17 protein-coding genes and 1 pseudogene are annotated in these 22,143 nt (G+C 58.6%); 8 read left to right on the top strand and 10 right to left on the bottom strand.

The features are described from left to right. Window positions 1–19 precede the first annotated feature (19 nt). From ACYZT0_RS04115 to ACYZT0_RS04105, 3 genes are all read right to left on the bottom strand, one after another. A complete protein-coding gene (locus ACYZT0_RS04115) occupies window positions 20–883 on the bottom strand; it encodes a carboxylate/amino acid/amine transporter (protein ID WP_462044741.1) in 864 nt (287 codons plus the stop codon). A 211-nt stretch (window positions 884–1,094) separates the two neighbouring features. Further along, window positions 1,095–1,694: an FMN-dependent NADH-azoreductase gene (locus tag ACYZT0_RS04110; RefSeq protein WP_462044740.1), complete on the bottom strand. Its 600-nt coding sequence runs from the start codon at window positions 1,692–1,694 to the stop codon at window positions 1,095–1,097. 150 nt (window positions 1,695–1,844) lie between these two features. Next, entirely contained in the window at window positions 1,845–2,174 is a 330-nt protein-coding gene (locus tag ACYZT0_RS04105; RefSeq protein ID WP_462044739.1) for a 3-phosphoglycerate kinase, read from the bottom strand. A gap of 49 nt (window positions 2,175–2,223) precedes the next feature. On the opposite strand from ACYZT0_RS04105, the gene ACYZT0_RS04100 reads away from it, so the two are divergent. From ACYZT0_RS04100 to ACYZT0_RS04085, 4 genes and pseudogenes are all read left to right on the top strand, one after another. After that, window positions 2,224–3,147: a LysR family transcriptional regulator gene (locus tag ACYZT0_RS04100; RefSeq protein WP_033056127.1), complete on the top strand. Its 924-nt coding sequence runs from the start codon at window positions 2,224–2,226 to the stop codon at window positions 3,145–3,147. Between the two features lie 14 nt (window positions 3,148–3,161). After that, a pseudogene (locus tag ACYZT0_RS04095) lies at window positions 3,162–3,967 on the top strand (alpha/beta fold hydrolase). Between the two features lie 3 nt (window positions 3,968–3,970). Further along, the gene (locus ACYZT0_RS04090) at window positions 3,971–4,531 is read left to right on the top strand and encodes a peptidylprolyl isomerase (RefSeq protein WP_462044738.1); all 561 of its coding nucleotides are present in this window, start codon (window positions 3,971–3,973) and stop codon (window positions 4,529–4,531) included. An 82-nt stretch (window positions 4,532–4,613) separates the two neighbouring features. Then, complete coding sequence (locus ACYZT0_RS04085; RefSeq protein ID WP_462044737.1) at window positions 4,614–6,446, top strand: ABC transporter ATP-binding protein; 1,833 nt, start codon at window positions 4,614–4,616, stop codon at window positions 6,444–6,446. Between the two features lie 127 nt (window positions 6,447–6,573). On the opposite strand, the gene ACYZT0_RS04080 is transcribed toward ACYZT0_RS04085, so the two are convergent. Beyond that, entirely contained in the window at window positions 6,574–7,698 is a 1,125-nt protein-coding gene (locus tag ACYZT0_RS04080) for a GNAT family N-acetyltransferase (RefSeq protein WP_462044736.1), read from the bottom strand. Between the two features lie 282 nt (window positions 7,699–7,980). Here ACYZT0_RS04080 and ACYZT0_RS04075 point away from each other — a divergent pair, with 282 nt between their 5' ends. Then, on the top strand, window positions 7,981–9,294 hold the full coding sequence (locus ACYZT0_RS04075) for a putative porin (protein ID WP_462044735.1): 1,314 nt from the start codon (window positions 7,981–7,983) through the stop codon (window positions 9,292–9,294). Window positions 9,295–9,486: 192 nt separating this feature from the next. On the opposite strand, the gene ACYZT0_RS04070 is transcribed toward ACYZT0_RS04075, so the two are convergent. From ACYZT0_RS04070 to aceK, 3 genes are all read right to left on the bottom strand, one after another. Beyond that, entirely contained in the window at window positions 9,487–10,608 is a 1,122-nt protein-coding gene (locus ACYZT0_RS04070) for a beta-ketoacyl-ACP synthase III (RefSeq protein ID WP_462044734.1), read from the bottom strand. A gap of 314 nt (window positions 10,609–10,922) precedes the next feature. Next, window positions 10,923–14,834 (bottom strand): ATP-dependent RNA helicase HrpA, encoded by a 3,912-nt coding sequence (gene hrpA, locus ACYZT0_RS04065; protein WP_462044733.1) that lies wholly within the window; start codon window positions 14,832–14,834, stop codon window positions 10,923–10,925. A gap of 177 nt (window positions 14,835–15,011) precedes the next feature. Beyond that, window positions 15,012–16,730, bottom strand: coding sequence for a bifunctional isocitrate dehydrogenase kinase/phosphatase (gene aceK, locus ACYZT0_RS04060; protein WP_462044732.1), 1,719 nt, complete (start codon window positions 16,728–16,730; stop codon window positions 15,012–15,014). Between the two features lie 130 nt (window positions 16,731–16,860). Here aceK and ACYZT0_RS04055 point away from each other — a divergent pair, with 130 nt between their 5' ends. Continuing rightward, window positions 16,861–17,769, top strand: a complete 909-nt coding sequence (locus ACYZT0_RS04055) for a DMT family transporter (RefSeq protein WP_462044731.1) — start codon at window positions 16,861–16,863, stop codon at window positions 17,767–17,769. A gap of 113 nt (window positions 17,770–17,882) precedes the next feature. Here ACYZT0_RS04055 and ACYZT0_RS04050 read toward each other — a convergent pair whose 3' ends face one another. Further along, window positions 17,883–18,746 (bottom strand): DMT family transporter, encoded by an 864-nt coding sequence (locus tag ACYZT0_RS04050; protein ID WP_462044730.1) that lies wholly within the window; start codon window positions 18,744–18,746, stop codon window positions 17,883–17,885. 462 nt (window positions 18,747–19,208) lie between these two features. Between ACYZT0_RS04050 and ACYZT0_RS04045 the strand changes: the two genes are divergently transcribed. Both ACYZT0_RS04045 and ACYZT0_RS04040 read left to right on the top strand, forming a co-directional pair. Next, window positions 19,209–19,754, top strand: coding sequence for a hypothetical protein (locus tag ACYZT0_RS04045; RefSeq protein ID WP_462044729.1), 546 nt, complete (start codon window positions 19,209–19,211; stop codon window positions 19,752–19,754). Between the two features lie 36 nt (window positions 19,755–19,790). Then, complete coding sequence (locus tag ACYZT0_RS04040; protein WP_462044728.1) at window positions 19,791–19,952, top strand: hypothetical protein; 162 nt, start codon at window positions 19,791–19,793, stop codon at window positions 19,950–19,952. A 51-nt stretch (window positions 19,953–20,003) separates the two neighbouring features. Here the strand turns inward: ACYZT0_RS04040 and ACYZT0_RS04035 are convergent, their stop codons facing one another. After that, the gene (locus tag ACYZT0_RS04035; RefSeq protein WP_462044727.1) at window positions 20,004–20,942 is read right to left on the bottom strand and encodes an aspartyl/asparaginyl beta-hydroxylase domain-containing protein; all 939 of its coding nucleotides are present in this window, start codon (window positions 20,940–20,942) and stop codon (window positions 20,004–20,006) included. A gap of 218 nt (window positions 20,943–21,160) precedes the next feature. Further along, window positions 21,161–22,135: a cysteine synthase A gene (gene cysK / locus ACYZT0_RS04030; RefSeq protein ID WP_462044726.1), complete on the bottom strand. Its 975-nt coding sequence runs from the start codon at window positions 22,133–22,135 to the stop codon at window positions 21,161–21,163. Window positions 22,136–22,143: the final 8 nt, after the last annotated feature.

The raw sequence follows: 22,143 nt of genomic DNA, 5'->3' as shown, positions 1-22,143 counted from the left end.
ACGCAGAGCGTGGGAACGATCATGCGATGGCAGGCCTGCGTACACCCAACCGACTGATCCACACCGCCATTAGAATCACCGCCCCACCCAGGAACAACCGCCCCAGCGCTTCATGCTGATTCCAGATCAGCAGATTGATCAGCAATCCCACTGGCACATGCAGGTTGTTCATCACCGCGAGCGTCCCGCCATTCACCAGGCACGCGCCCTTGTTCCACCAGTACAACCCGAGCGCAGTCGAGACCAGGCCGAGGAAAACCAGCACGCCCCATTGCAGCGGTGCTTCGGGAAGGAAGTTCTGTTTGCCGAACAGCAGAAACGCTGGCAACGCCACCGCCAATGCGCCGAGATAGAAGTAACCGAAACGCCGATAATGCGGTAGATCGCTCGGATGACGGGCGACCAGATGCTTGTAGAGCACCTGCCCGGCGGCATAGGTGAAGTTGGCCAGCTGCAGCAGCAGGAACCCCATGAAGAAATCCGGGTTGATCCGGTCGTAGCGAATCACCGCCGCGCCCATCACCGCCACCAATGCGGCGATCAATGCCCATGGGTTGAAGCGCCGGTTCAGCGCGTCTTCGATCAAGGTCACGTGCAGCGGCGTGAGGATGGTGAACAGCAACACTTCCGGCACTGTCAGCACCCGAAAGCTCAGGTACAGGCAGACGTACGTCACGCCGAACTGCAACGCACCGATCAGCAGCATGCCGCGCATGAACGCCGGTTCAACCGAACGCCAGCGAGTCAACGGAATGAACACCAGCCCCGCCAGCACCACTCGCACCAGCACCGCAAAGTAACTGTCGACATGACCGGCCAGGTATTCGCCGATCAGACTGAAGGAAAACGCCTGAATCAGCGTGACAAAAAGTAGATAGCCCATGCTCGCCTCATTTTTAATGGCGGCGACAGTAACGGGTTTTGCCGGCCATCGCTAAATCCCGGGCAAAAAAAAGCCCGATCTCGCTAAAGCGTTCAATCGGGCTACAGCACTCAGGAGCAACAAGTGCAAAGGGAGGTTCGATGCGCGTAGAGCCTTGAAGGGGTTGCGCCAGGTCACTTGAACATCAAGGGATTATCTGGCGATTAAAGCCTCAGGCGACCTGGGCAAGCTTGGCGTTGGCCTGGTTCAGACCCTTCTCCTGGAAGTCGCCGCCCAGGTTCATGCCTTCGGCGTGAATAAAGGTCACGTCGTGGATCCCGATGAAGCCCATGACCTGACGCAGGTACGGTTCCTGGTGATCCGCGGTGCTGCCGGCGTAGATCCCGCCGCGAGCGGTCAACACATAGGCACGCTTGCCACTGAGCAGACCTTGTGGGCCGGTGTCGGTGTACTTGAAGGTCACGCCGGCACGCAGCACGTGATCGAGCCAGGCTTTCAACGTGCTGGGGATCGCGAAGTTGTACATCGGCGCGGCCATGACCAGCACGTCGGCGGCCAGCAGTTCGTCGGTCAGCTGGTTGGAGCGTTCAAGGGAAGCCTGTTCGACGTCATTGCGTTGTTCGGAGGGCTTCATCCACCCGCCCAGCAGGTTGATGTCCAGGTGTGGCACCGGGTTGACGGCCAGGTTACGCACCGTGATCTGGTCGGCCGGGTGAGTCGCTTGCCACTGGCTGATGAAGGTCTGGGTCAGTTGACGGGAAACCGAGTCTTGCTGACGGGCGCTGCTTTCGATGATCAGAACACGTGACATGGGATGTAGGCTCCATCTGAGAATGCTGTAAGGCGATGGAGTGAAGGTTAAACAGAGTTATATCGATGAAAAAGCGCAAATAACTGCTATAACCCATCAATAAATTCGTTTATAAGCGGAGCGTGACCCCTTGACGTGCTCCGCTGGATGTCATTTTGGGGTGCAACTCAGGTTGATACGCATCTTGATGATGGTCCGGGTGAATTTGGCGGTGGCATTGGTGTGTTTGCCAGCTGGCACTTCGATTTTGCGGGTGCGCGGCGCTTCAGGGCCATTGTTGAAAACCACCTTGCACGTCGCATCGGTGGTGCCGTAGTTGTTCACCTGGATGGAAGCAATGTCGTTATCCGTGTCAAACGCGTTGTAGTCGATGCTCAGGCCATTCAGCTGTTTTTGAACATCGATCGGATAAGCAAACGCCGTCAGCGGCAACATCGCCAGCAGCACACAACCCGATATCACCCAACAAAGCTTTTTCATTCAGCAGTCTCCAATAAGGACTGCCAGCTTAGGACAAGAGGAGCTATTCATGAAAGCGCCCCGCGTGACCCTTGATCAATGGCGAACGTTACAGGCCGTGGTCGACCACGGCGGTTTCGCCCAGGCCGCCGAAGCGCTGCACCGCTCGCAATCATCGGTGAGCTACACCGTGGCGCGCATGCAGGACCAACTCGGCGTGCCGCTGTTGCGCATCGACGGCCGCAAAGCGGTGCTGACCGAAGCCGGCGGCGTGCTGTTGCGCCGCTCGCGGCAACTGGTGAAACAGGCCAGTCAACTGGAAGACCTGGCCCATCACATGGAACAAGGTTGGGAGGCGGAAGTGCGGCTGGTGGTCGATGCTGCGTACCCGAGCGCCCGCCTCGTCCGCGCCTTGACCGCGTTCATGCCACAGAGCCGCGGATGCCGGGTGCGTCTGCGTGAAGAGGTGTTGTCGGGCGTTGAAGAAGTACTGCTCGAAGGCGTGGCCGATCTGGCTATCAGTGGTTTTAGCATCCCGGGTTACTTGGGCGCGGAATTGAGCGACGTCGAGTTCGTCGCGGTCGCCCATCCCGAGCATCCCTTGCATCGTCTCAATCGCGAACTGAATTTCCAGGACCTGGAAAGCCAGCTGCAAGTGGTCATCCGCGACTCCGGTCGCCAGCAGCCACGGGACGTTGGCTGGCTTGGCGCGGAACAGCGCTGGACCGTCGGCAGCCTGGCCACCGCCGCAACTTTTGTCAGCAGCGGCCTGGGTTTTGCCTGGTTGCCTCGGCACATGATCGAACGAGAACTCAAGGAAGGTCTGCTCAAGCTGCTACCGTTGGACCAGGGTGGAAGTCGCAACCCGAGTTTCTACCTCTACTCGAACAAGGACAAACCCTTGGGTCCGGCCACGCAGATTCTTATCGAACTGCTGCGCACTTTCGACACTGCGCCGCTGGATGCACCTTTCGCCGCCCCTGAACAAGCCTGACACGGAGTGTAAACATGGCCTATTTCGAACACGAAGGTTGCAACCTGCACTATGAGGAATATGGCCACGGCACGCCGTTGCTGTTGGTTCACGGGCTGGGTTCCAGCACCCTGGACTGGGAAAAGCAGATCCCGGCGCTGTCGGCCCGCTACCGGGTGATCGTCCCGGATGTGCGCGGTCACGGTCGCTCCGACAAACCCCGCGAGCGCTACAGCATCGCAGCGTTCAGCGCCGACCTGGTCGCCTTGATCGAGCATTTGAATCTAGGCCCGGTCCATTATGTGGGCCTTTCCATGGGCGGCATGATCGGTTTTCAACTGGCCGTTGATCAGCCGCAATTGCTCAAAAGCCTTTGCATCGTCAACAGCGCGCCCGAGGTCAAACTGCGCAGCCGCGACGATTACTGGCAGTGGTTCAAGCGCTGGAGCCTGATGCGCGTCCTCAGTCTGGGCGCTATCGGCACGGCCCTGGGCGGCAAGTTGTTTCCGAAACCCGAACAAGCCGAATTGCGTCAAAAGATGGCCGAGCGCTGGGCAAAAAACGACAAACATGCTTATCTGGCCAGCTTCGATGCGATCGTTGGCTGGGGGGTTCAGGAACGACTTTCGAAGGTCTCCTGTCCAACCCTCATCGTCAGCGCCGACCGTGATTACACACCGGTCTCGCTGAAAGAGGCCTATATAAAACTGCTGCCCGATGCGCGGCTGGTGGTGATCGCCGATTCGCGCCACGCCACCCCGCTCGATCAACCCGAACGCTTTAACCAAACCCTGCTCGAGTTTCTCACCGCAGTCGACACCACCCCACTCAGGATCACTGACCCATGCTGAAAAAAATCGCCCTCGTCGCTGGCTCCGTTCTGTTTGCCGCCAACCTGATGGCCGCAACGCCCGCCGCCAAGGCGCCGCACGTGCTGCTGGAGACCACTAATGGCCAGATCGAAATCGAACTGGACTCGGTCAAGGCCCCGATCAGTACCAAGAACTTCCTTGATTACGTCAACAGCGGCTTCTACAACAACACGATTTTCCACCGTGTGATTCCTGGGTTCATGGTCCAGGGCGGTGGTTTTACTAAAGAGATGACGCAAAAAGAAACCAAGGCACCGATCAAGAACGAGTCCAAAAACGGTCTGCATAACGTCCGTGGCACGCTGTCCATGGCCCGCACCTCTAACCCTGATTCGGCCACCAGCCAGTTCTTCGTCAACGTCAAAGACAACGACTTCCTCGACAGCGGTGACGGCTATGCGGTCTTCGGTAAAGTCGTGAAAGGCATGGACGTGGTGGACGTCATCGTCAACTCGCAAACCACCACCAAGAGCGGCATGAAAGATGTGCCGGCCGACCCTGTGTTCATCAAGTCGGCCAAAGTCATCGACTAAGCTAAACAGGAAGTCTTGAGCGGCTGCCGGAGTGCGCCGCTCACACTGTTCAAAGGAGAGCCCGTGCGCGGGCGGAGAACTGATGCTTTATCGCCGTTTTGAGAAACTGATCGACATATTCCGCGATGCCCCGACGGCCGCTCCGCCGGATCGGGTTCTGCCTTTCTATACCTATTACCTGAAGCAGGTCTGGCCGAGTTTCGCTGCCCTGCTGTTCGTCGGTCTGATCGGTGCGCTGATCGAAGTGGCGCTGTTCAGCTACCTGAGTCGCATCATCGACCTGACCCAAGGGACGCCTGACGTCGAGTTCTTCAAGGAACACGGCATCGAGCTGGCCTGGATGGCGGTGGTAGCCCTGGTTTTTCGGCCGATTTTTGTTGGCCTGCATGACCTGCTGGTGCACCAGACCCTGAGCCCCAGCATGACCAGCCTGATCCGCTGGCAGAATCACAGTTATGTGCTCAAACAGAGCCTGAATTTTTTCCAGAACGACTTCGCCGGGCGCATCGCCCAACGCATCATGCAGACCGGCAACTCGTTGCGCGATTCGGCCGTGCAGGCAGTGGACGCGCTGTGGCATGTGCTGATCTACGCGATCAGTTCGCTGGTGCTATTCGCCGAAGCCGACTGGCGACTGATGATCCCGCTGCTGACGTGGATCGCCGCTTATATCGGCGCCCTCTGCTACTTCGTGCCACGGGTCAAGGAACGTTCGGTGGTGTCGTCCGATGCGCGTTCCAAACTCATGGGGCGGATCGTCGATGGCTACACCAACATCACCACCCTGAAGCTGTTCGCCCACACCAATTTCGAGCAGCAGTACGCCAAGGAAGCGATCGAAGAACAGACCGTAAAAGCCCAACTGGCTGGCCGTGTGGTCACCAGCATGGACGTGGTCATCACCAGCATGAACGGCTTGCTGATCGTCGGCACCACCGGCCTGGCCCTGTGGTTATGGACGCAGTCGCTGATCACCGTAGGCGCCATTGCCCTGGCCACCGGCCTGGTGATTCGTATCGTCAACATGTCCGGCTGGATCATGTGGGTGGTCACCGGCATTTTCGAAAACATCGGCATGGTCCAGGACGGTTTGCAGACCATTTCTCAACCGGTCAGCGTCACCGATCGCGAGCAGGCCAAACCGCTGTCGGTCACCCGTGGCGAAGTGCGTTTCGAGCACGTGGATTTCCACTACGGCAAGAAGAGCGGGATCATCGGCGACCTTAATCTGACCATCAAGCCCGGCGAGAAAATCGGTCTGATCGGTCCGTCCGGCGCCGGCAAGTCGACCCTGGTCAACCTGCTGCTGCGCCTCTATGACGTGGAGGGCGGAGGCATCCTCATCGACGGGCAGAACATTGCTGAAGTCGGCCAGGAAAGCCTGCGCGAGCGCATCGGCATGATCACCCAGGACACGTCCCTGCTGCATCGCTCGATCCGCGACAATTTGCTGTACGGCAAACCCGACGCCACCGACGCCGAACTCTGGGAAGCGACAAACAAGGCCCGAGCCGACGAGTTCATCCCGTTGCTGTCGGACGCCGAAGGCCGCACCGGTTTCGATGCGCATGTCGGTGAACGCGGGGTGAAACTCTCCGGCGGCCAGCGCCAGCGGATTGCGATTGCTCGCGTGCTGCTCAAGGACGCGCCGATCCTGATAATGGACGAGGCGACCTCGGCGCTGGACTCAGAGGTCGAAGCGGCCATCCAGGAAAGCCTCGAAACCCTGATGCAGGGCAAAACCGTGATCGCCATCGCCCACCGGCTCTCGACCATCGCCCGGATGGACCGACTGGTGGTGCTGGAAAACGGCAAGATCGCCGAAACCGGCAGCCACGCCGAACTGCTGGCCCATGGCGGGTTGTATGCGCGATTGTGGCAGCACCAGACGGGTGGGTTTGTCGGGATCGACTGAACCGTGTGCACAACACGAATCCTGTGGGAGCGAGCTTGCTCGCGATAGCGGTCTGTCAGTCGACATCAATGTTGAATGTTAATCCGCCATCGCGAGCAAGCTCGCTCCCACAGGGATATGTGTGAAATCAATCTTGCCGGTAAGGCAAGGCCGTCCTCGCTTCCTCGGCATACGCCAGCACACCAACGCGCTCCTGCTGCAGGAAGTCTTTGACGGCGGCTTTCAGACCAGGATGACGCAAGTAGTGCCATGAATGAGTGATCACGGGTTCAAACCCGCGAATCAACTTGTGCTCACCCTGGGCACCGGCATCGAATCGCTGGAAGCCGTTGGCAATCGCGTAGTCCATGCCTTGATAGAAACAGGTCTCAAAATGCAGACGGTCGAACTCTGCCAGGCAGCCCCAGTAACGGCCGTAAAAACTGTCGCCACCCACCAGACTGAAGGCCATGGCCACCGGCCGTGAGCCTTGCTTGGCCAGCACCACGCGAATCGACTCTGGCATGCGCTCGGCCAGCAGACTGAAAAACTCCCGCGTCAGATAGGGCGCTTGCCGACGCACTGCGTAGGTGTTGGCATAGCAGGCGTAGACAAAATCCCACTGCGCCTGATCGAGTTGCCTACCTTCAAGCCATTCGAAATCAATACCCTGCCCCGCCACTTGTTCTCGTTCCTTGCGCATCTGCTTGCGCTTGCGCGAACTGAGGACGTCGAGGAAGTCTTGAAAATCCCGATACCCGCGATTCTGCCAGTGGTACTGGCAGCCGATTCGCTGCAACCAGCCCGGATGCTCGGCCAATGCTGCGTCGGTGAAAGGATCCGTGAAGTTGATGTGGGCGCTGGAAAGTTGTTCGATCTCAAGGTAGCCGGGCAGGCTTTTCAGTAGTTCGAAACCGTCTTCCAGGCTGGCCGCCAGCAAGCGCGGGCCACTGACCGGAGTGAACGGCACGGCAGTCAACAGTTTGGGGTAGTAATCAATACCGGCACGCTCACACGCATCAGCCCAGGCGTGATCGAACACGTACTCGCCGTAGGAATGCCATTTGCGGTAACTGGGCAGCGCGGCAATCAGGCGATCACCTTCGAGGTGCAGCAAATGCTCGGGCTGCCATCCGGAATGGGGGCTAATGCTGGCGCTGTCTTCCAGCGCGCTCAGAAAAGCGTGACGCAAAAATGGCTGAGTATCGGGGACCAACGCATCCCACGTGTGCGGGGCGATTTCCGACAGGCTTTGCAGACGTTGCAACGGCATCACCATCCTCACTCTTCATGGCGTGAAAGCACCGCGAGTATCGCTTATCGCTCTGCATTGCACACGAGCAATTCGACGACAGCGCTCTAGCTCAATAGTTCGAGACGACTTTATATCGTCATCGAGCTGCCATCACATTGCCACTGCTCTGTCATAAACCATCGCGATACTGGCGCCTGTTTTTAGAGCGTCGGGTTCTAGCCCGGCCACTGTTTTCCGCCCTTCAACGGTCGGTTGTGTCCTGGATGGCTCAGTCATCCCCTTTCATCTTCGGAGATTGATATGCGTCTTGCTTCCACGAAAACTGCGGCGGCCCTGTGTGGTGGCCTGCTGCTGGCCATGAGCGTTCCGGCCAGCGCCGCAGTCGACGCCAAACTGCTCGACATGCTCAAGGCAAACGGCTCGATTTCGCCTGCGCAGTACACCGAACTGCAAGCCGAGCTGACCAGGGATCAGAAAGACCAGCAAATCGCCCGCCAGGCTCAGCAAGAGACCAACGAGCAGATCGCAGCGACCGCGAAGAAAACCAATGAGCTGAGTACCTTCGACCAGAAACTGGCCTGGGCTGCCAAGACCCAATTCAAGGGCGATGTTCGTTTCCGTCAGGAAACAGTCAAGAACGATGGTGTTTCCAACACTGGCGACCAGAACCGTCAACGCATTCGTGTGCGCCTGGGTGCCTACACCGAAATCAACCCGCAAGTCGACACCGGTATCCGGATCGCCACGGGCAGCGACAACGATTCGCGCTCCACCAACCAGAGCCTGGACAACAACTTCACCAAGAAGGATATCTGGCTGGACCAGGGCTACGTGGATTACCACCCGACGGCCATCAAGGACCTGCACTTGATCGGCGGCAAGATGCCGCAACCGTGGGTGAGCACCGGCGACATCATCTGGGATAGCGACATCAGCCCTGAAGGTCTGGCAGCAACCTACAAGCACGCGCTGGGCCCTGTCGAGATGTTCGGTAGCGCCGGTCACTACACGCTCAAGGACAACGTCGACGGCGAAGGCAAGCAGTTCCGTCATGACCTGCGTCTGTACGCGGGCCAGTTGGGCGCGCGTTTCGCGATCACCGACAACTTGAAAATGACTCTGGGCGGCAGTCTCTACGCTTACGACAACGACAACGACATCAACAATACGTGTGCCGCGGCAACATGCCGACTGGCCGTCAACGGCAACACTGCGAACGAACAGTTCAAACTGTACGAAGGCTTTGGTCAGCTCGACATCGGCGGCCTGCCAATGCCGCTGTCGCTTTACGGTCAAATCGTCAACAACGACGATGCCAGCAACGATCAGGACATGGGCTGGCTGGCGGGCGTCAAGACCAAGTTCTACGGCTTCGCAGTGGACTACAACTACCGCGACGTACAGCGTAACGCGGTGGTCGGCGCCTTCACCGACTCCGACTTCGCCAACGGTTTCACCGGTTCGCGCGGAAGCAAGCTGAAAGTGAGCTACGAGATCGACAAGAACTTCGCCCTCGGCGCGACGTACTTCATGGCTGACTCCGACTACACCAACGCCACCCTGCGGGATTCGAAAATCAACACCCTGCAACTGGATGCTGAAGCCAAGTTCTGATTTACCGCTCTACGGCTCGGGCAAGGAAGCCTGAGTTGCTTTTACAAACTCGCGTTGGTGTATCGGTCCCCATCATCCGTCCGATACAGCAACGCGAGTTTTTTTGTGCCCAGAAAAAATCGCAGCCTGCGGCAGCTCCATGGGATTACGCAACCCTGGAGCTGCCGCAGGCTGCGGTCTTTTAAGGCGAACTCAGCGCTTGCGCAGAATCACGCTACCAATCGAGTAACCGGCGCCGAACGAGCTGAGCACTGCCAGCGAACCGGCGGCCAAATCATCCTGATGTTTGTGGAACGCAATCACGGAACCGGCGGAGCTGGTGTTGGCGTAGGTGTCGAGAATCACCGGTGCTTCTTCTTCAGTGGCTTCACGGCCCAGCAGTTTCTTGACGATCAAGTGGTTCATGCTGAGGTTGGCCTGATGCAGCCAGAAGCGTTTCACGTCGCCGATGTTGAGCTCGTTCTCTTCCAGGTGCGTACCGATCAGCTCGGCGACCATCGGGCAGACATCGCGGAATACCTTGCGACCTTCCTGCACGAACAGTTTGTCCTTGGCACCGATGCCCTCTTCCGCGGCGCGGTTAAGGAAGCCGAAGTTATTGCGGATGTTGTTGGAGAACTTGGTCAGAAGCTTGGTGCTGACGACATCGAACTGGTGCTTGGACGTCGCCAGGTCGGCGCGTTCGATGATCACTGCAGTCGCGGCGTCGCCGAAGATGAAGTGGCTGTCGCGGTCGCGGAAGTTCAGGTGACCGGTGCAGACTTCCGGGTTGACCATCAGGATCGCCCGGGCCTGGCCCAGTTGCACGCTGTTGGCGGCGGCCTGTATGCCGAAGGTTGCCGAGGAGCAGGCGACGTTCATGTCGAAACCGAACCCATGAATGCCCAAGGCTTCCTGAACTTCGATGGCGATGGCCGGATAGGCCCGCTGCAAGTTGGAGCAGGCGACGATCACGCCGTCGATGTCCGCGGCGGTCTTGCCGGCGCGCTGCAAGGCTTGCTCTGCAGCACCGATGGCCATTTGGCAAAGCACAGACCACTCGTCATTTGAGCGTTCCGGCAGGCAAGGCGCCATGCGTTGCGGGTCGAGAATGCCGTCCTTGTCCATGACAAAGCGGCTTTTGATGCCAGATGCTTTTTCGATAAACGCCGCGCTGGACTCGATCAACGCTTCGATTTCGCCGCGCGCGATGGCGTCGGCATTGTCGGCGTTGAATTGCGCGACGTAAGCATTGAAAGACTGCACCAGCTCTTCGTTGGAGATGCTGTTGGCGGGTGTGTACAGGCCGGTGCCGCTGATGACGACGTTATGCATGGTCGTTTCTCTAATCTGTTCAGGCAGAAAGTATTGGCACCGACGTACCAATACACAAAGAGTCTGTTCCGTCACGGGAAGCAGACCTGGCATCGCTTATTCCGATCCGCCCTGGCCTGTGAAGGCTCAAAACTGCGGGGCCGGCGTTTATAGGCGCGAAGTTTGCCATAAACGCTGGGGGTTTGGCCCCTTTTGCTGGATCAAACGCCTGCCGCCGGGGCTCCTCTAACTGTAGGAGCCAGGCTTGCCGGCGAAGGCGCCCTGAAGAACGCCTTCGCCGGCAAGCCTGGCTCCTACAAAAAAGCAGTCCGCTGCTACGGCTCGACTTGTGTCCATTGTTTGTTCAAACGCTTATCGGAGATCGGTACCTTGGTCCCCAATTGCTGGGCGAACAGCGAAACCCGGTATTCCTCAAGCCACCAACGATAGAATTCCAGCTGCGGATCGCGTTTGCCTTCCTGGGCGTGTTTGTTGGCGCGGGTTTGGTATTGCGTCCACAGGCCGGACAATTCGCCGCTCCAGACCCGATCCCTCTGCACCTGAGCGCCAATTTTCTCAAAGCGCTGCTCGACCGCTTTCAGATAGCGCGGCAGCTCCTTTAGCCACTGCATCGGGGTTTCCCGTACAAAGCCCGGATACACCAGATGACTGAGTTGCTGCTTGATGTCGTTCAAGGCCACGGCTTGCGCCAGGTCGATCTTGCCCTTGAAGCGTTTTTGCAGGCCGTGCCAGAGCTTGAGAATCTCCAGCGTCAGGTTCGCCAGACGTTCGGCGTGCTCAGTCCAGCCGCCGCGCTTGCGTTCGGCCAGTGACGCCAACCCGGCGCCATCACGCGGCAGCGGGTCTTCGCCGTCGAGAATGCAGCTATCGAGGCTGGCCAGCAGGATGTCTTCCACCAAGGCATCGATGCGCCCCAATTCGCGGTACATCAAACCCAGTTCGGTCAGCCCCGGCAACTTGCCGCGCAGGAACTTCGCCGGTTCAGCCAGTTGCTGCATCAGTAGGCGCTGCAACGCGCGACGATGCTGGAACTCGGCCTCGGCCGGGGTCGAGAAACGCCCTTCCTTGACCGTGCCGCTCTCTTCCACCAGCGCCGGATAGACCGTCATCGACAACCCGGCGATCTTTTGCTGGGTTTTCTCGGCAACGGCGGCGAAGATTTTCGGCTCGACCGGTTGCTGGTTTTTTGCGGTTTGCGGTACGGCCAGCGCGGCCTGACTGGCTTCGGCAAAGCGCGCGGTCAGTTCCGCCAGATCACGTCCCTCACCGAGGAACTTGCCCTGGCCGTCGACGATTTCCAGGTTCATCCGCAAATGACTGTCGACCTGTTGCGACGCTTGCGCCCAGGCTTCATCGCTGACCCGCGCACCGGTCATGCGCAACAGCTCACGGCCCAACGCCTGCGGCAACGAGCCCTCGGCGAAGGTCATGCGCTGCAACGCGGCTTTGACGAAGTCCGGCACCGGCACGAAGTTCTTGCGCAGGGCTTTTGGCAGGTTGCGCACCAACGCGATGCACTTGGCCTCGATGACGCCCGGCACCAGCCATTCCAGACGCTCCGGCGGCAGCATCGGCAACAGCGGCGCCGGCACACGCAGGGTTACGCCATCGCGCGGGTGATTCGGTTCGAAGTGGTAACTCAGCGCCAACTCCAGATCACCGATGTGCAAAGTGTCCGGGTAATGCGTGGCGGTGACTTCACTGGCCTCGCGAGCCAGTACGTCCTCTTCGCGCATGATCAGCAGCTGCGGGTCTTTCTGGCTGTTGACCCGATACCAGCTATCGAATGTGGCGGTCTGGTGAATCTCCGCCGGCAGTCGCGCATCGTAGAAGGCGAACAGCGTTTCTTCGTCGGCCAGAATGTCGCGACGGCGAGCCTTGGCTTCCAGTTCGTCGAGCTGTTCCAGCAACTGCGCATTGGCCGTCAGGCACCTGGCCTTGGACTGAATCTCGCCGCGCACCAGGCCTTCACGAATGAAAAACTCACGAGACACCACAGGGTCGATCGGCCCGTAATGCACCGGCCTGCGACCGACCACGATCAGCCCGAACAGGGTAATTTGCTCGAAGGCCACGACCTGACCGCGCTTCTTCTCCCAATGGGGTTCGAAATGGTTTTTCTTGATCAGGTGCCCGGCCAACGGTTCGATCCAGTCGGCGTCGATCTTGGCGACCATCCGCGCGTAAAGCTTGGTGGTTTCCACCAGCTCCGCAGCCATCAGCCATTGCGGGCGTTTCTTGCCGAGACCCGATGACGGGTGAATCCAGAAGCGCCGCTGACGGGCGCCAAGGTAGTCGCCGTCTTCGGTTTTCTGACCAATCTGGCTAAGCAGCCCCGAGAGCACGGCTTTGTGCAGTTTCGGGTAATCCGCCGGTTCCTTGTTGAGACTCAACTGCATGTCGCGGCAGATCAGGCTCAACTGGCGATGAGAGTCGCGCCATTCGCGCAGACGCAGGTAATTCAGGAAATTCTTGCGGCACCAATTGCGCAGCGGACTGGCGGTCAGGGCCTGACGCTGTTCTTCAAAACCACGCCACAGATTGACCAGCCCGGCGAAGTCCGAGTCCACGTCTTTCCACTGAGCATGCGCCTGATCCGCCGCTTGCTGACGCTCCGGCGGGCGTTCGCGCGGGTCTTGAATCGACATGGCGCTGGCGACGATCAGCACTTCCTGCAAGCTGCCGAGTTTCGCCGCTTCCAGCAGCATGCGGCCCATGCGCGGGTCCACCGGCAACCGCGCCAACTGCCGACCCAGCGGGGTTAGCTGGCTGTTGCGGTCGACCGCCGAGAGTTCTTGCAACAGGTTAAAACCGTCGCTGATGGCCTTGCCATCCGGAGGCTCGATAAACGGGAAATCGGTGATCTCGCCGAGGCGCAGATGCAGCATCTGCAAAATCACCGCCGCGAGGTTGGTCCGCAGAATTTCCGGGTCGGTAAACTCCGGGCGACCGATGAAATCTTCCTCGCCATAGAGGCGGATGCAAATGCCCGGTTCAACCCGCCCGCAGCGACCTTTACGCTGGTTGGCGCTGGCCTGGGAAATCGCTTCGATGGGTAGACGCTGGACCTTGGCGCGGTAACTGTAGCGGCTGATGCGCGCGGTGCCGCTGTCGATCACGTAACGAATGCCTGGCACCGTCAGCGAGGTTTCCGCGACGTTGGTCGCCAGGACCACGCGACGGCCTGGGTGCGACTGGAAAATCCGCTGCTGTTCGGCCGGCGACAGTCGTGCGTACAGCGGCAGAATCTCGGTGTGCTTGAGCTGAGCCTTGCGCAGCATGTCCGCAGCGTCGCGAATTTCACGCTCGCCGGGCAGGAACACCAGCACATCGCCGGGGCTCTTGCGCTCGCTGCGTTCGAACGCGGCGATTTCGTCGAGGGTGGCGAGAATGGCCTGATCCACCGTCAAGTCATCCTCGACGCGGTTGCCCTCTTCGTCCTGCTCCAGCGTCAGCGGGCGATACCAGGTGTCCACCGGAAAGGTGCGGCCGGAGACTTCGACAATCGGCGCATCGTCGAAGTGCTTGGAAAAGCGCTCCAGGTCGATGGTGGCCGAGGTGATGATGACTTTCAGGTCCGGACGACGCGGCAGCAGGGTTTTCAGGTAACCCAGCAGGAAGTCGATATTGAGGCTGCGTTCGTGAGCTTCGTCGACGATGATCGTGTCGTAGCGTTCGAGGTAGCGGTCATTCTGGGTTTCCGCCAGCAGGATGCCGTCGGTCATCAGTTTGATCAGGGTGTTGGAATCGCTCTGATCTTCGAACCGCACTTGATAGCCAACCAACGCGCCCAACGGCGTCGCCAGTTCTTCGGCGACCCGGCTCGCCACGCTGCGGGCGGCGATTCGACGGGGCTGGGTGTGGCCGATCAGACCCTGCTGACCGCGACCGATTTCCAGGCAGATCTTTGGCAACTGGGTGGTTTTACCCGAACCGGTTTCACCGGCAATGATCAGCACCTGATGCTTGAGCAGCGCTTCTTTGATTTCGTCGCGTTTGGCGGCGATCGGCAGGCTGTCGTCGTATCGAATCACCGGCAGGCTGGCACGCCGCGCCAACACCTGATCACAGGACGCCTGCATGCGCGTCACCCACTGGGCCAGCTTGGCCTCATCAGGTTTTTTGCGCAGCTCAAGCAACTGCCGCCGCAGCCGGTGACGGTCGGCGAGCATGGCGTGATCAAGGTTTTTCAGCAGTTTGTCGATTGAAGGCGATTCGTCAGTCATCAGGTACGCAATAAGTTGTCTGGTGGCGCAGGGGGCGGATTGTCGCAGATTTGCGCCGCCATGTGATCGTTCCCACGCGCAGCAAAGGAATGCCTCAATGGACGCTCTGCGTCCGCTCTTGGGACGCGGAGCGTCCCGGGCTGCATTCCCACGCGGAGCGTGGGAACGATCAGTGCGTTACTCGTTATCCAGGCCCTTGCGCCGATACGGAAACACGTCAATGACCTTCCCCGCCCGAATCGCCTCCTGCAAGCTCCTCCAGTAATCGGCGTTGTACAACTCACCATGCAACTGATCAAACAACTTGCGCTGCCCGGAATCGGCAAACAGGAACGGCGGAAACTCCTCAGGAAACACATCCAGCGGCCCAATCGAATACCACGGCTCGGACGCCATCTCATCTTCCGGCGTACGCGGTTGCGGGATGTGACGGAAGTTGGCCTCCGTCAGAAAGCAGATCTCGTCATAGTCATAAAACACCACCCGCCCATGACGAGTGACGCCAAAGTTCTTCAACAGCATGTCGCCGGGAAAGATGTTTGCCGCCGCCAGTTGCTTGATCGCCAGACCGTAATCTTCCAGCGCCTCGCGGACCTGAGCGTCGTTGGCGTTCTCCAGATAAAGGTTCAACGGCGTCATCCGTCGTTCGGTCCAGCAGTGGCGGATCAGCACGGTGTCGTCCTCTACCGACACCGTGGACGCGGCCACCTCAAGCAACTCTTCCAGGCACGCCGGGTCGAATTTGCTCAATGGGAAACGGAAGTCGGCAAATTCCTGGGTGTCGGCCAGACGCCCGACCCGGTCGACGCTCTTCACCAAACGGTACTTCTCGATCACCGTGGCGCGATCGACGTTCTTCGACGGGGAGAAGCGGTCCTTGATGATTTTGAATACGGTGTTGAAACCCGGCAGGGTAAACACGCTCATCACCATGCCACGCACGCCCGGGGCCATGATGAACTGGTCGTCGGTGTTGGCCAGATGATTGATCAGCGCCCGGTAGAACTCGGACTTGCCGTGCTTGTAGAAACCGATCGAGGTGTACAGCTCGGCAATGTGCTTGCCCGGCAGAATGCGTTTGAGGAAACCGATGAACTCCGCCGGCACCGGCACGTCGACCATGAAATACGAACGGGTGAACGAGAAGATGATCGACACGTCCGCTTCATCGGTGATCAGTGCATCGATCTGAATCCCGCGGCCTTCGCGGTGCAGCAGCGGAATCACCAGCGGCCATTGTTCGTCCTGGGTGTAGATGCGCCCCACCAGGTAAGCGCCCTTGTTGCGGTAAAGCACCGAGGAAAACAGTTCGACGCTCAACTCCGGATCCTTGCAGACCCAGTCCGGCAGGTTCTCGCGCAGTTGCCCTTCGAGTCGAGACAGGTCGCCCGCCAGGTTGGCGTAATCCTCGCTGAAGCGGTAATCGGCAAAAATGCTCGCCAGCATCCCGGACAATTGGCCCTGGGGCTTGTACGTGCGAGTTTGCGCGGCACGGGCCCGGCGCAGGCTCGGCCGGGTGGTGTGGATGAACATGCAGCCGTCGCTGATCAGGTCGTGGCTGAACAGCCCGCAGAAGATCGAGTTGTACCAGGTCTCGGACAGTTCATCGTCGAAGCGCAGGTCGATCAAGGTGATGTAAGCGCTTTTGACCAGCGGCCAGCAACTGACATCCAGCGTGTCGGCGTCGAAAGCGATGCGCAGCCGTTTCACTGTTTCGCCGACTTTTTCTTCGTACAGATTGATCCGCGCCGCCGACGCCGATTGCGTCTCCTGCCACTTGGCCTGTTCGAAGCGGGCTCGGGCGCCGTCGGTGATCTGGCGGAAATGCTCGCGATAATCGTCAAAGCCATCGAGGATCATTCGGGCGATGTCGGCGGCTGGCCATTGCTGCGGCATAGGTAAAACCTCGGCGGCTGAATCTTATCGTTGGGGCCTGAGCTTAGTGGCCCTTTATTACGCAACGCAACCATTGCCTTGCGCCCTGACTGGCGCGACACTTGCGCGCCAATCAAGGAAGGAACGTGCTGTGAACCCCGTCGATACTCTGCGTTTGCTGTCGCTTGCCGCCATTTGGGGCGCGAGTTTTCTGTTCATGCGCATCATCGCCCCGGTGATTGGCACAATCCCCACTGCCTTTTTCCGCGTGTCGATTGCCGCTGTCGGCCTGTTGGTGATCCTCGGCCTGATGCGCATCAGCTGGGATTTCAAAGGCAAGCTCAAAACCGTGATGCTGCTCGGGGTGATCAACTCCGGGATTCCGGCGACCTTGTATTCGGTCGCCGCGCAAGTGCTGCCGGCCGGTTACTCGGCCATCTTCAACGCCACCACGCCGCTGATGGGCGTGCTGATCGGCGGTCTGTTCTTCCATGAAAAGCTCACCTCCGCCAAGCTTGGCGGGGTGTTTCTCGGGCTGTTTGGCGTTGGAGTCCTGACGCGTGCGGGTCCAGTGGCGTTCGACATGGAACTGCTGATGGGCGCCCTCGCCTGTCTGCTCGCCACGACCTGCTACGGTTTCGCCGGGTTCCTCGCGCGCCGCTGGCTTGATCAGGCCGGTGGTCTCGACAGCCGACTGTCGGCGTTGGGCAGCATGCTCGGTGCGACGTTGTTTCTGTTACCGCTGTTTGGTTACAGCGTGATCAGCCAGCCACCCGCGAGCTGGGGCGGCTGGAATGTCTGGTTGTCGTTGCTCGGGTTGGGGCTGGTGTGCACCGCGTTTGCGTACATTATTTACTTCCGTTTGCTCAGCTCGGTTGGCCCGGTGAAGTCGATGACCGTGACCTTCATGATCCCGCCGTTCGGAGTGTTGTGGGGGGCGTTGTTGCTGGATGAGCCGCTGTCGATGGCGCACATTTATGGCGGGGTGTTGATCGCGGCGGCGTTGTGGTTGGTGTTGAAGCCGGCGGTGGTGAAAGCTGCCGAGGTGGAAGTCCGGTAATGTTGCGGTGTTGCTGAAGCCGCCATCGCGGGCTTGCCCGCGATGGCGTCGGTTCAGACGACTACAGAGCTAAATCACTGACATCGCCTCAGTGCTCCAGGCCTTATTCAGGTTCAGGCTGATTTACGGAAAACGAACACCAGACCGACGATGATCAGTAGCATGCCGAGCATGCTCAATGCCGCCAGCCGGTTGCCGAAAATCAGGTAGTCCATGACCGCCGTCACCGCTGGCACCAGATAAAACAGACTGGTGACATTGACCAGGTTGCCCCGGGCGATCAAGCGATACAGCAGCAAGGTCGCCAGCACCGACACGACCAATCCCATCCACAACACCGGCACGATGAAACCGGTGCCGTGTTCGAAATGAAAGGGTTGGAATGGCACGAAGATCCCGCAGAGCAACAGTCCCGCCAGGTATTGCACTGGCAGTGTGCCGAGGGGATTTTCGGTGATGCGCTTCTGCATGATCGAACCGAACGTCATGCTCGCCAGCGCCAGCAATCCGAAGAGCATGCCGGCCAACGACATACCAGCCAGACCGATGCCCTGATAGACCACCATGATCAGGCCCGCCAGACCCAGTGCCAGGCCGAACATCCGGCTCCAGGAACGCTGCCGTTCCATTAACACCACAGTGAGGATCGGCTGCACGCCCATGATCGTCGCCATGACCCCCGGCGTGACTTTCAGGTCCAGGGCCAGCAGGTAGAAAATCTGGTAAGCCCCCAGCAACACCACGCCCGTGGCCATCGCATACATCATCGGCTTGCCGCCCTTCGGCAATTTGAGCTTCAGCAACGGCACCAGCAGCACCAGACCGCACAGCGCGATGGCGAAACGAAACAGCAAAAAGGCAAAAGGTGACGCGTGGGCCAGGCCCCATTTGGAGAAGATCGCCCCGCTGCTCCACAGCAGAACGAACAGGCTCGTGGACGCCGCCGCGAGCGCGGATTTTTTCGAAAGGACAAACATGAATACCACCTGTAGTCAGGCAAAAAGCCAACTCAGCCGAAGCTGAAATTCAGTAGTTTTTTCAAGCGGGGGCTTTTTCAGACGGGCATGAGAACAGCATGAAAAAGCTGATCAGCCCGAAAAGCCAACGCCCGGCGGTGATACGACTGCGCACACCGGCGTGCTACTGACAGGTGGGGGGTAATGACTGATCTGCGCAGGCTGCTGATTCCCGCACGGCACGACGCCAGCGTTGACCGCTGAATCGACTACCGCGTTGAAGAGGGAGGCTGGCATGGGCTGATCTTTTTTGATGGGTAGAAAAGGTGGGTTAGTAAACCACCGAGCGTCGACTATAACCAGCGACTGACATGGATTGCAATGACTTGGACAAAGGGCCAGTAAAGACAGGTAAAGAACTGCTGCTTACTCTGGGAGAGGTGGAATCGCCCGCTGCGGGAGACATGGAATGCAAGAGATCAAATGCCAAGGGAACGGACGCATCTTCGGTATCAGTTGTATAGGTCGAGAGCTAGGAAGCTTGCAGCCGTCAGCATCGCCGCGCTGCAAGAGGAAAAGGAACAGTTCGGCCCTACCGTTCTCGATTTATCGAAGGTGCGATTTGAACCGATCGACGCACAGGCATTGAATGCTTGTGAGCGCTGGGATGATCCACATTTTTCATGGCATGAAGTTATCGGATGGAAAGCGAAGGAGCCTTTGGCGCTGGATCTATCCATCTGGTTCGATGAACAACTGTGCGGACTTTGCTTCGCAAATCCAAACAAAAGTCGGCAACGAATTCGCATCGTGCGACTGGAGAGACGACCAGGAAAGGTCCATCCTTTGAAAAAACGTATCGCTCCATTGTCCCTATTGGTCATTGAGCAGTACGCCACAATTATCGGCAGTGGAGTCATCGAAGTTCAGGAGCCGCTGAAAGGTGCAATTCCAACCTATCAGCAACTTGGCTTTTATTACGATGCTGAACGCCGACTTGTCAAAGCAGTGGAAAGCCTAGTATCGTGAGAAACTGCTCAATTAATGATCAATAGCGGAGGGAAAATGGGTAAATCAATTAAGAAATCCCCAACAATAAAACGCCCATCCGCACTGGAAAGAAAACAGATTGCTCTAGTGCTCACAGCCAGTCAGCGACGTATTCTACAAATTATTGCGACGGGCATTGAAGGCGAAGAACCTAACGTGCTCGCCGGACGCCGATGAAATTGGCGGGCAAAAAAACCGCTCCAAGGAGCGGTTTTTTATTGCCGATAATCACCCAAACAACCAATACCCCAACAACGAAAGCACCACCACCGCCAACACCGGTCGCAGCACACGGTAGGCCTTGGGATTACGACGCTTCCACTGTTTGATCACACCGCTGAACCTGTCACTGGAGTTCTTGCTCCAGGCGTAAACCTGGTTAATGCCGCCAACACGTTCGTCATCCAGATTCTGCGGCGCAGTAGCGCGACCCAGCAGCCCACTGATCCAGCGGTTGACGCGGATCATGAGACGATTGCTCAACGGTCGTTCGATGTCACAAAACAGGATGACCCGAGTCTTTTCGGTTTCGTTCTTGACCCAATGCACGTAGGTTTCGTCGAACATTACGTCTTCGCCATCACGCCAGGCGTAGACCTGGCCATCGACGAAGATTCGGCAATCGTCGGAGTTCGGTGTCGACAACCCCAGGTGATACCGCAGAGAACCGGCAAACGGATCGCGGTGCGGGTTGAGGTGGCTGCCGCCTGGCAGCAATGCGAACATGGCGCCTTTTACGTTGGGAATGCTGCTGACCAGTGCCACGGTTTTCGGGCACAGGGCTTCGGCCGATGGCAGTGGTTTGTCGTACCACTTGAGGTAGAAGCGCTTCCAGCCTTTCTTGAAAAACGAACCAAATCCGGCGTCGTTGTTTTTTTCGGCGGCGCGGATGTAACCCTCGTCGAACAGGTGCATCGCTTCGTCGCGGATAACTTCCCAGTTGTCCTTGAGCACGTCCAGCTCCGGGAACTTGCTGCGGTCCAGATAGGGATTGGATGGCACGCTGGAGAACAGGTACATCAAGGCGTTATAGGGCGCGAACAAAGCCGAATGGTTGACGAACTGACGCAGGACCGGTAAACGCGCCTTGCCGCGTAAATGCACATAGAGAGTGCTGCCGAGGAACAGCAGCAACAGCGACGCCTTCGCGGCAATGGAAAAGGTCATCAACAACTCCTTGATAGTAGACAACTCTGCACTACGCCAAACCCGACGTGGCAGCCGGCTATGATAAACATTACCGGCTTCGGGAAAAACCCGCCTATCTCAACAATCAGTGTTAAGGATCATGCAATAAAGCACTTCTTAACATAAGGTCCCTGAACAGGGGCTGACCTGAATCTCGTTCGGCCGGTCCGCGCTCGGGCGAAGCAGTCGTCACCTTGTTACTGCTGGTTCTCCTGTTCGGTAAACAGATCACTGAACAGCATGCTCGACAGGTAGCGCTCGCCGGAGTCCGGCAGGATCACCACGATGGTCTTGCCCTGCATTTCCGGGGTTTCCGCCAGACGAACAGCCACAGCCATGGCGGCGCCACAGGAAATGCCGCTCAAAATCCCTTCTTCCTGCATCAAGCGCAGGGCCATGGCCTTGGATTCGTCATCGCTGACCAATTCCACCCGATCGACCATCGACAGATCAAGATTTTTCGGCACAAAACCGGCACCAATACCCTGGATCTTGTGAGGGCTGGGCTTGATCTCTTCACCGGCCATTGCCTGAGTGATGACCGGCGACACCGCTGGTTCCACCGCCACCGAGATGATCGGTTTGCCCTGGGTATTCTTGATATACCGCGAAACCCCGGTGATGGTTCCACCCGTTCCGACGCCAGCCACCAATACGTCGACTGCACCGTCGGTGTCGTTCCAGATTTCCGGACCGGTCGTTTTTTCGTGGATGGCCGGGTTTGCCGGGTTGTCGAATTGTGCTGGCATGAAGTACTTGGACGGGTCACTGGCGAGGATTTCAGTCGCTTTCTCGATTGCTCCTTTCATGCCCTTGGCCGGTTCGGTCAGCACCAGTTCGGCCCCCAGTGCCTTGAGCACTTTGCGTCGCTCGATACTCATGGATGCCGGCATGGTCAGGATCAGCTTGTAACCGCGAGCCGCGGCAACGAACGCCAGGCCGATACCGGTATTGCCCGAGGTCGGTTCGACGATGGTCATGCCAGACTTTAATTTGCCGGTGCTTTCGGCGTCCCAGATCATGTTCGCACCGATCCGGCACTTGACCGAGTAACCGGGATTACGCCCTTCGATCTTGGCCAGGATGGTCACCCCTCGCGGGGCGATACGGTTGATCTGCACCAGCGGCGTATTGCCGATGGAGTGGGCGTTGTCAGCGTAGATACGGCTCATGGCTGGGT

Source organism: Pseudomonas sp. ZS1P83 (assembly GCF_054897825.1).
This window is presented reverse-complemented; position numbering and strand designations above follow the sequence as displayed.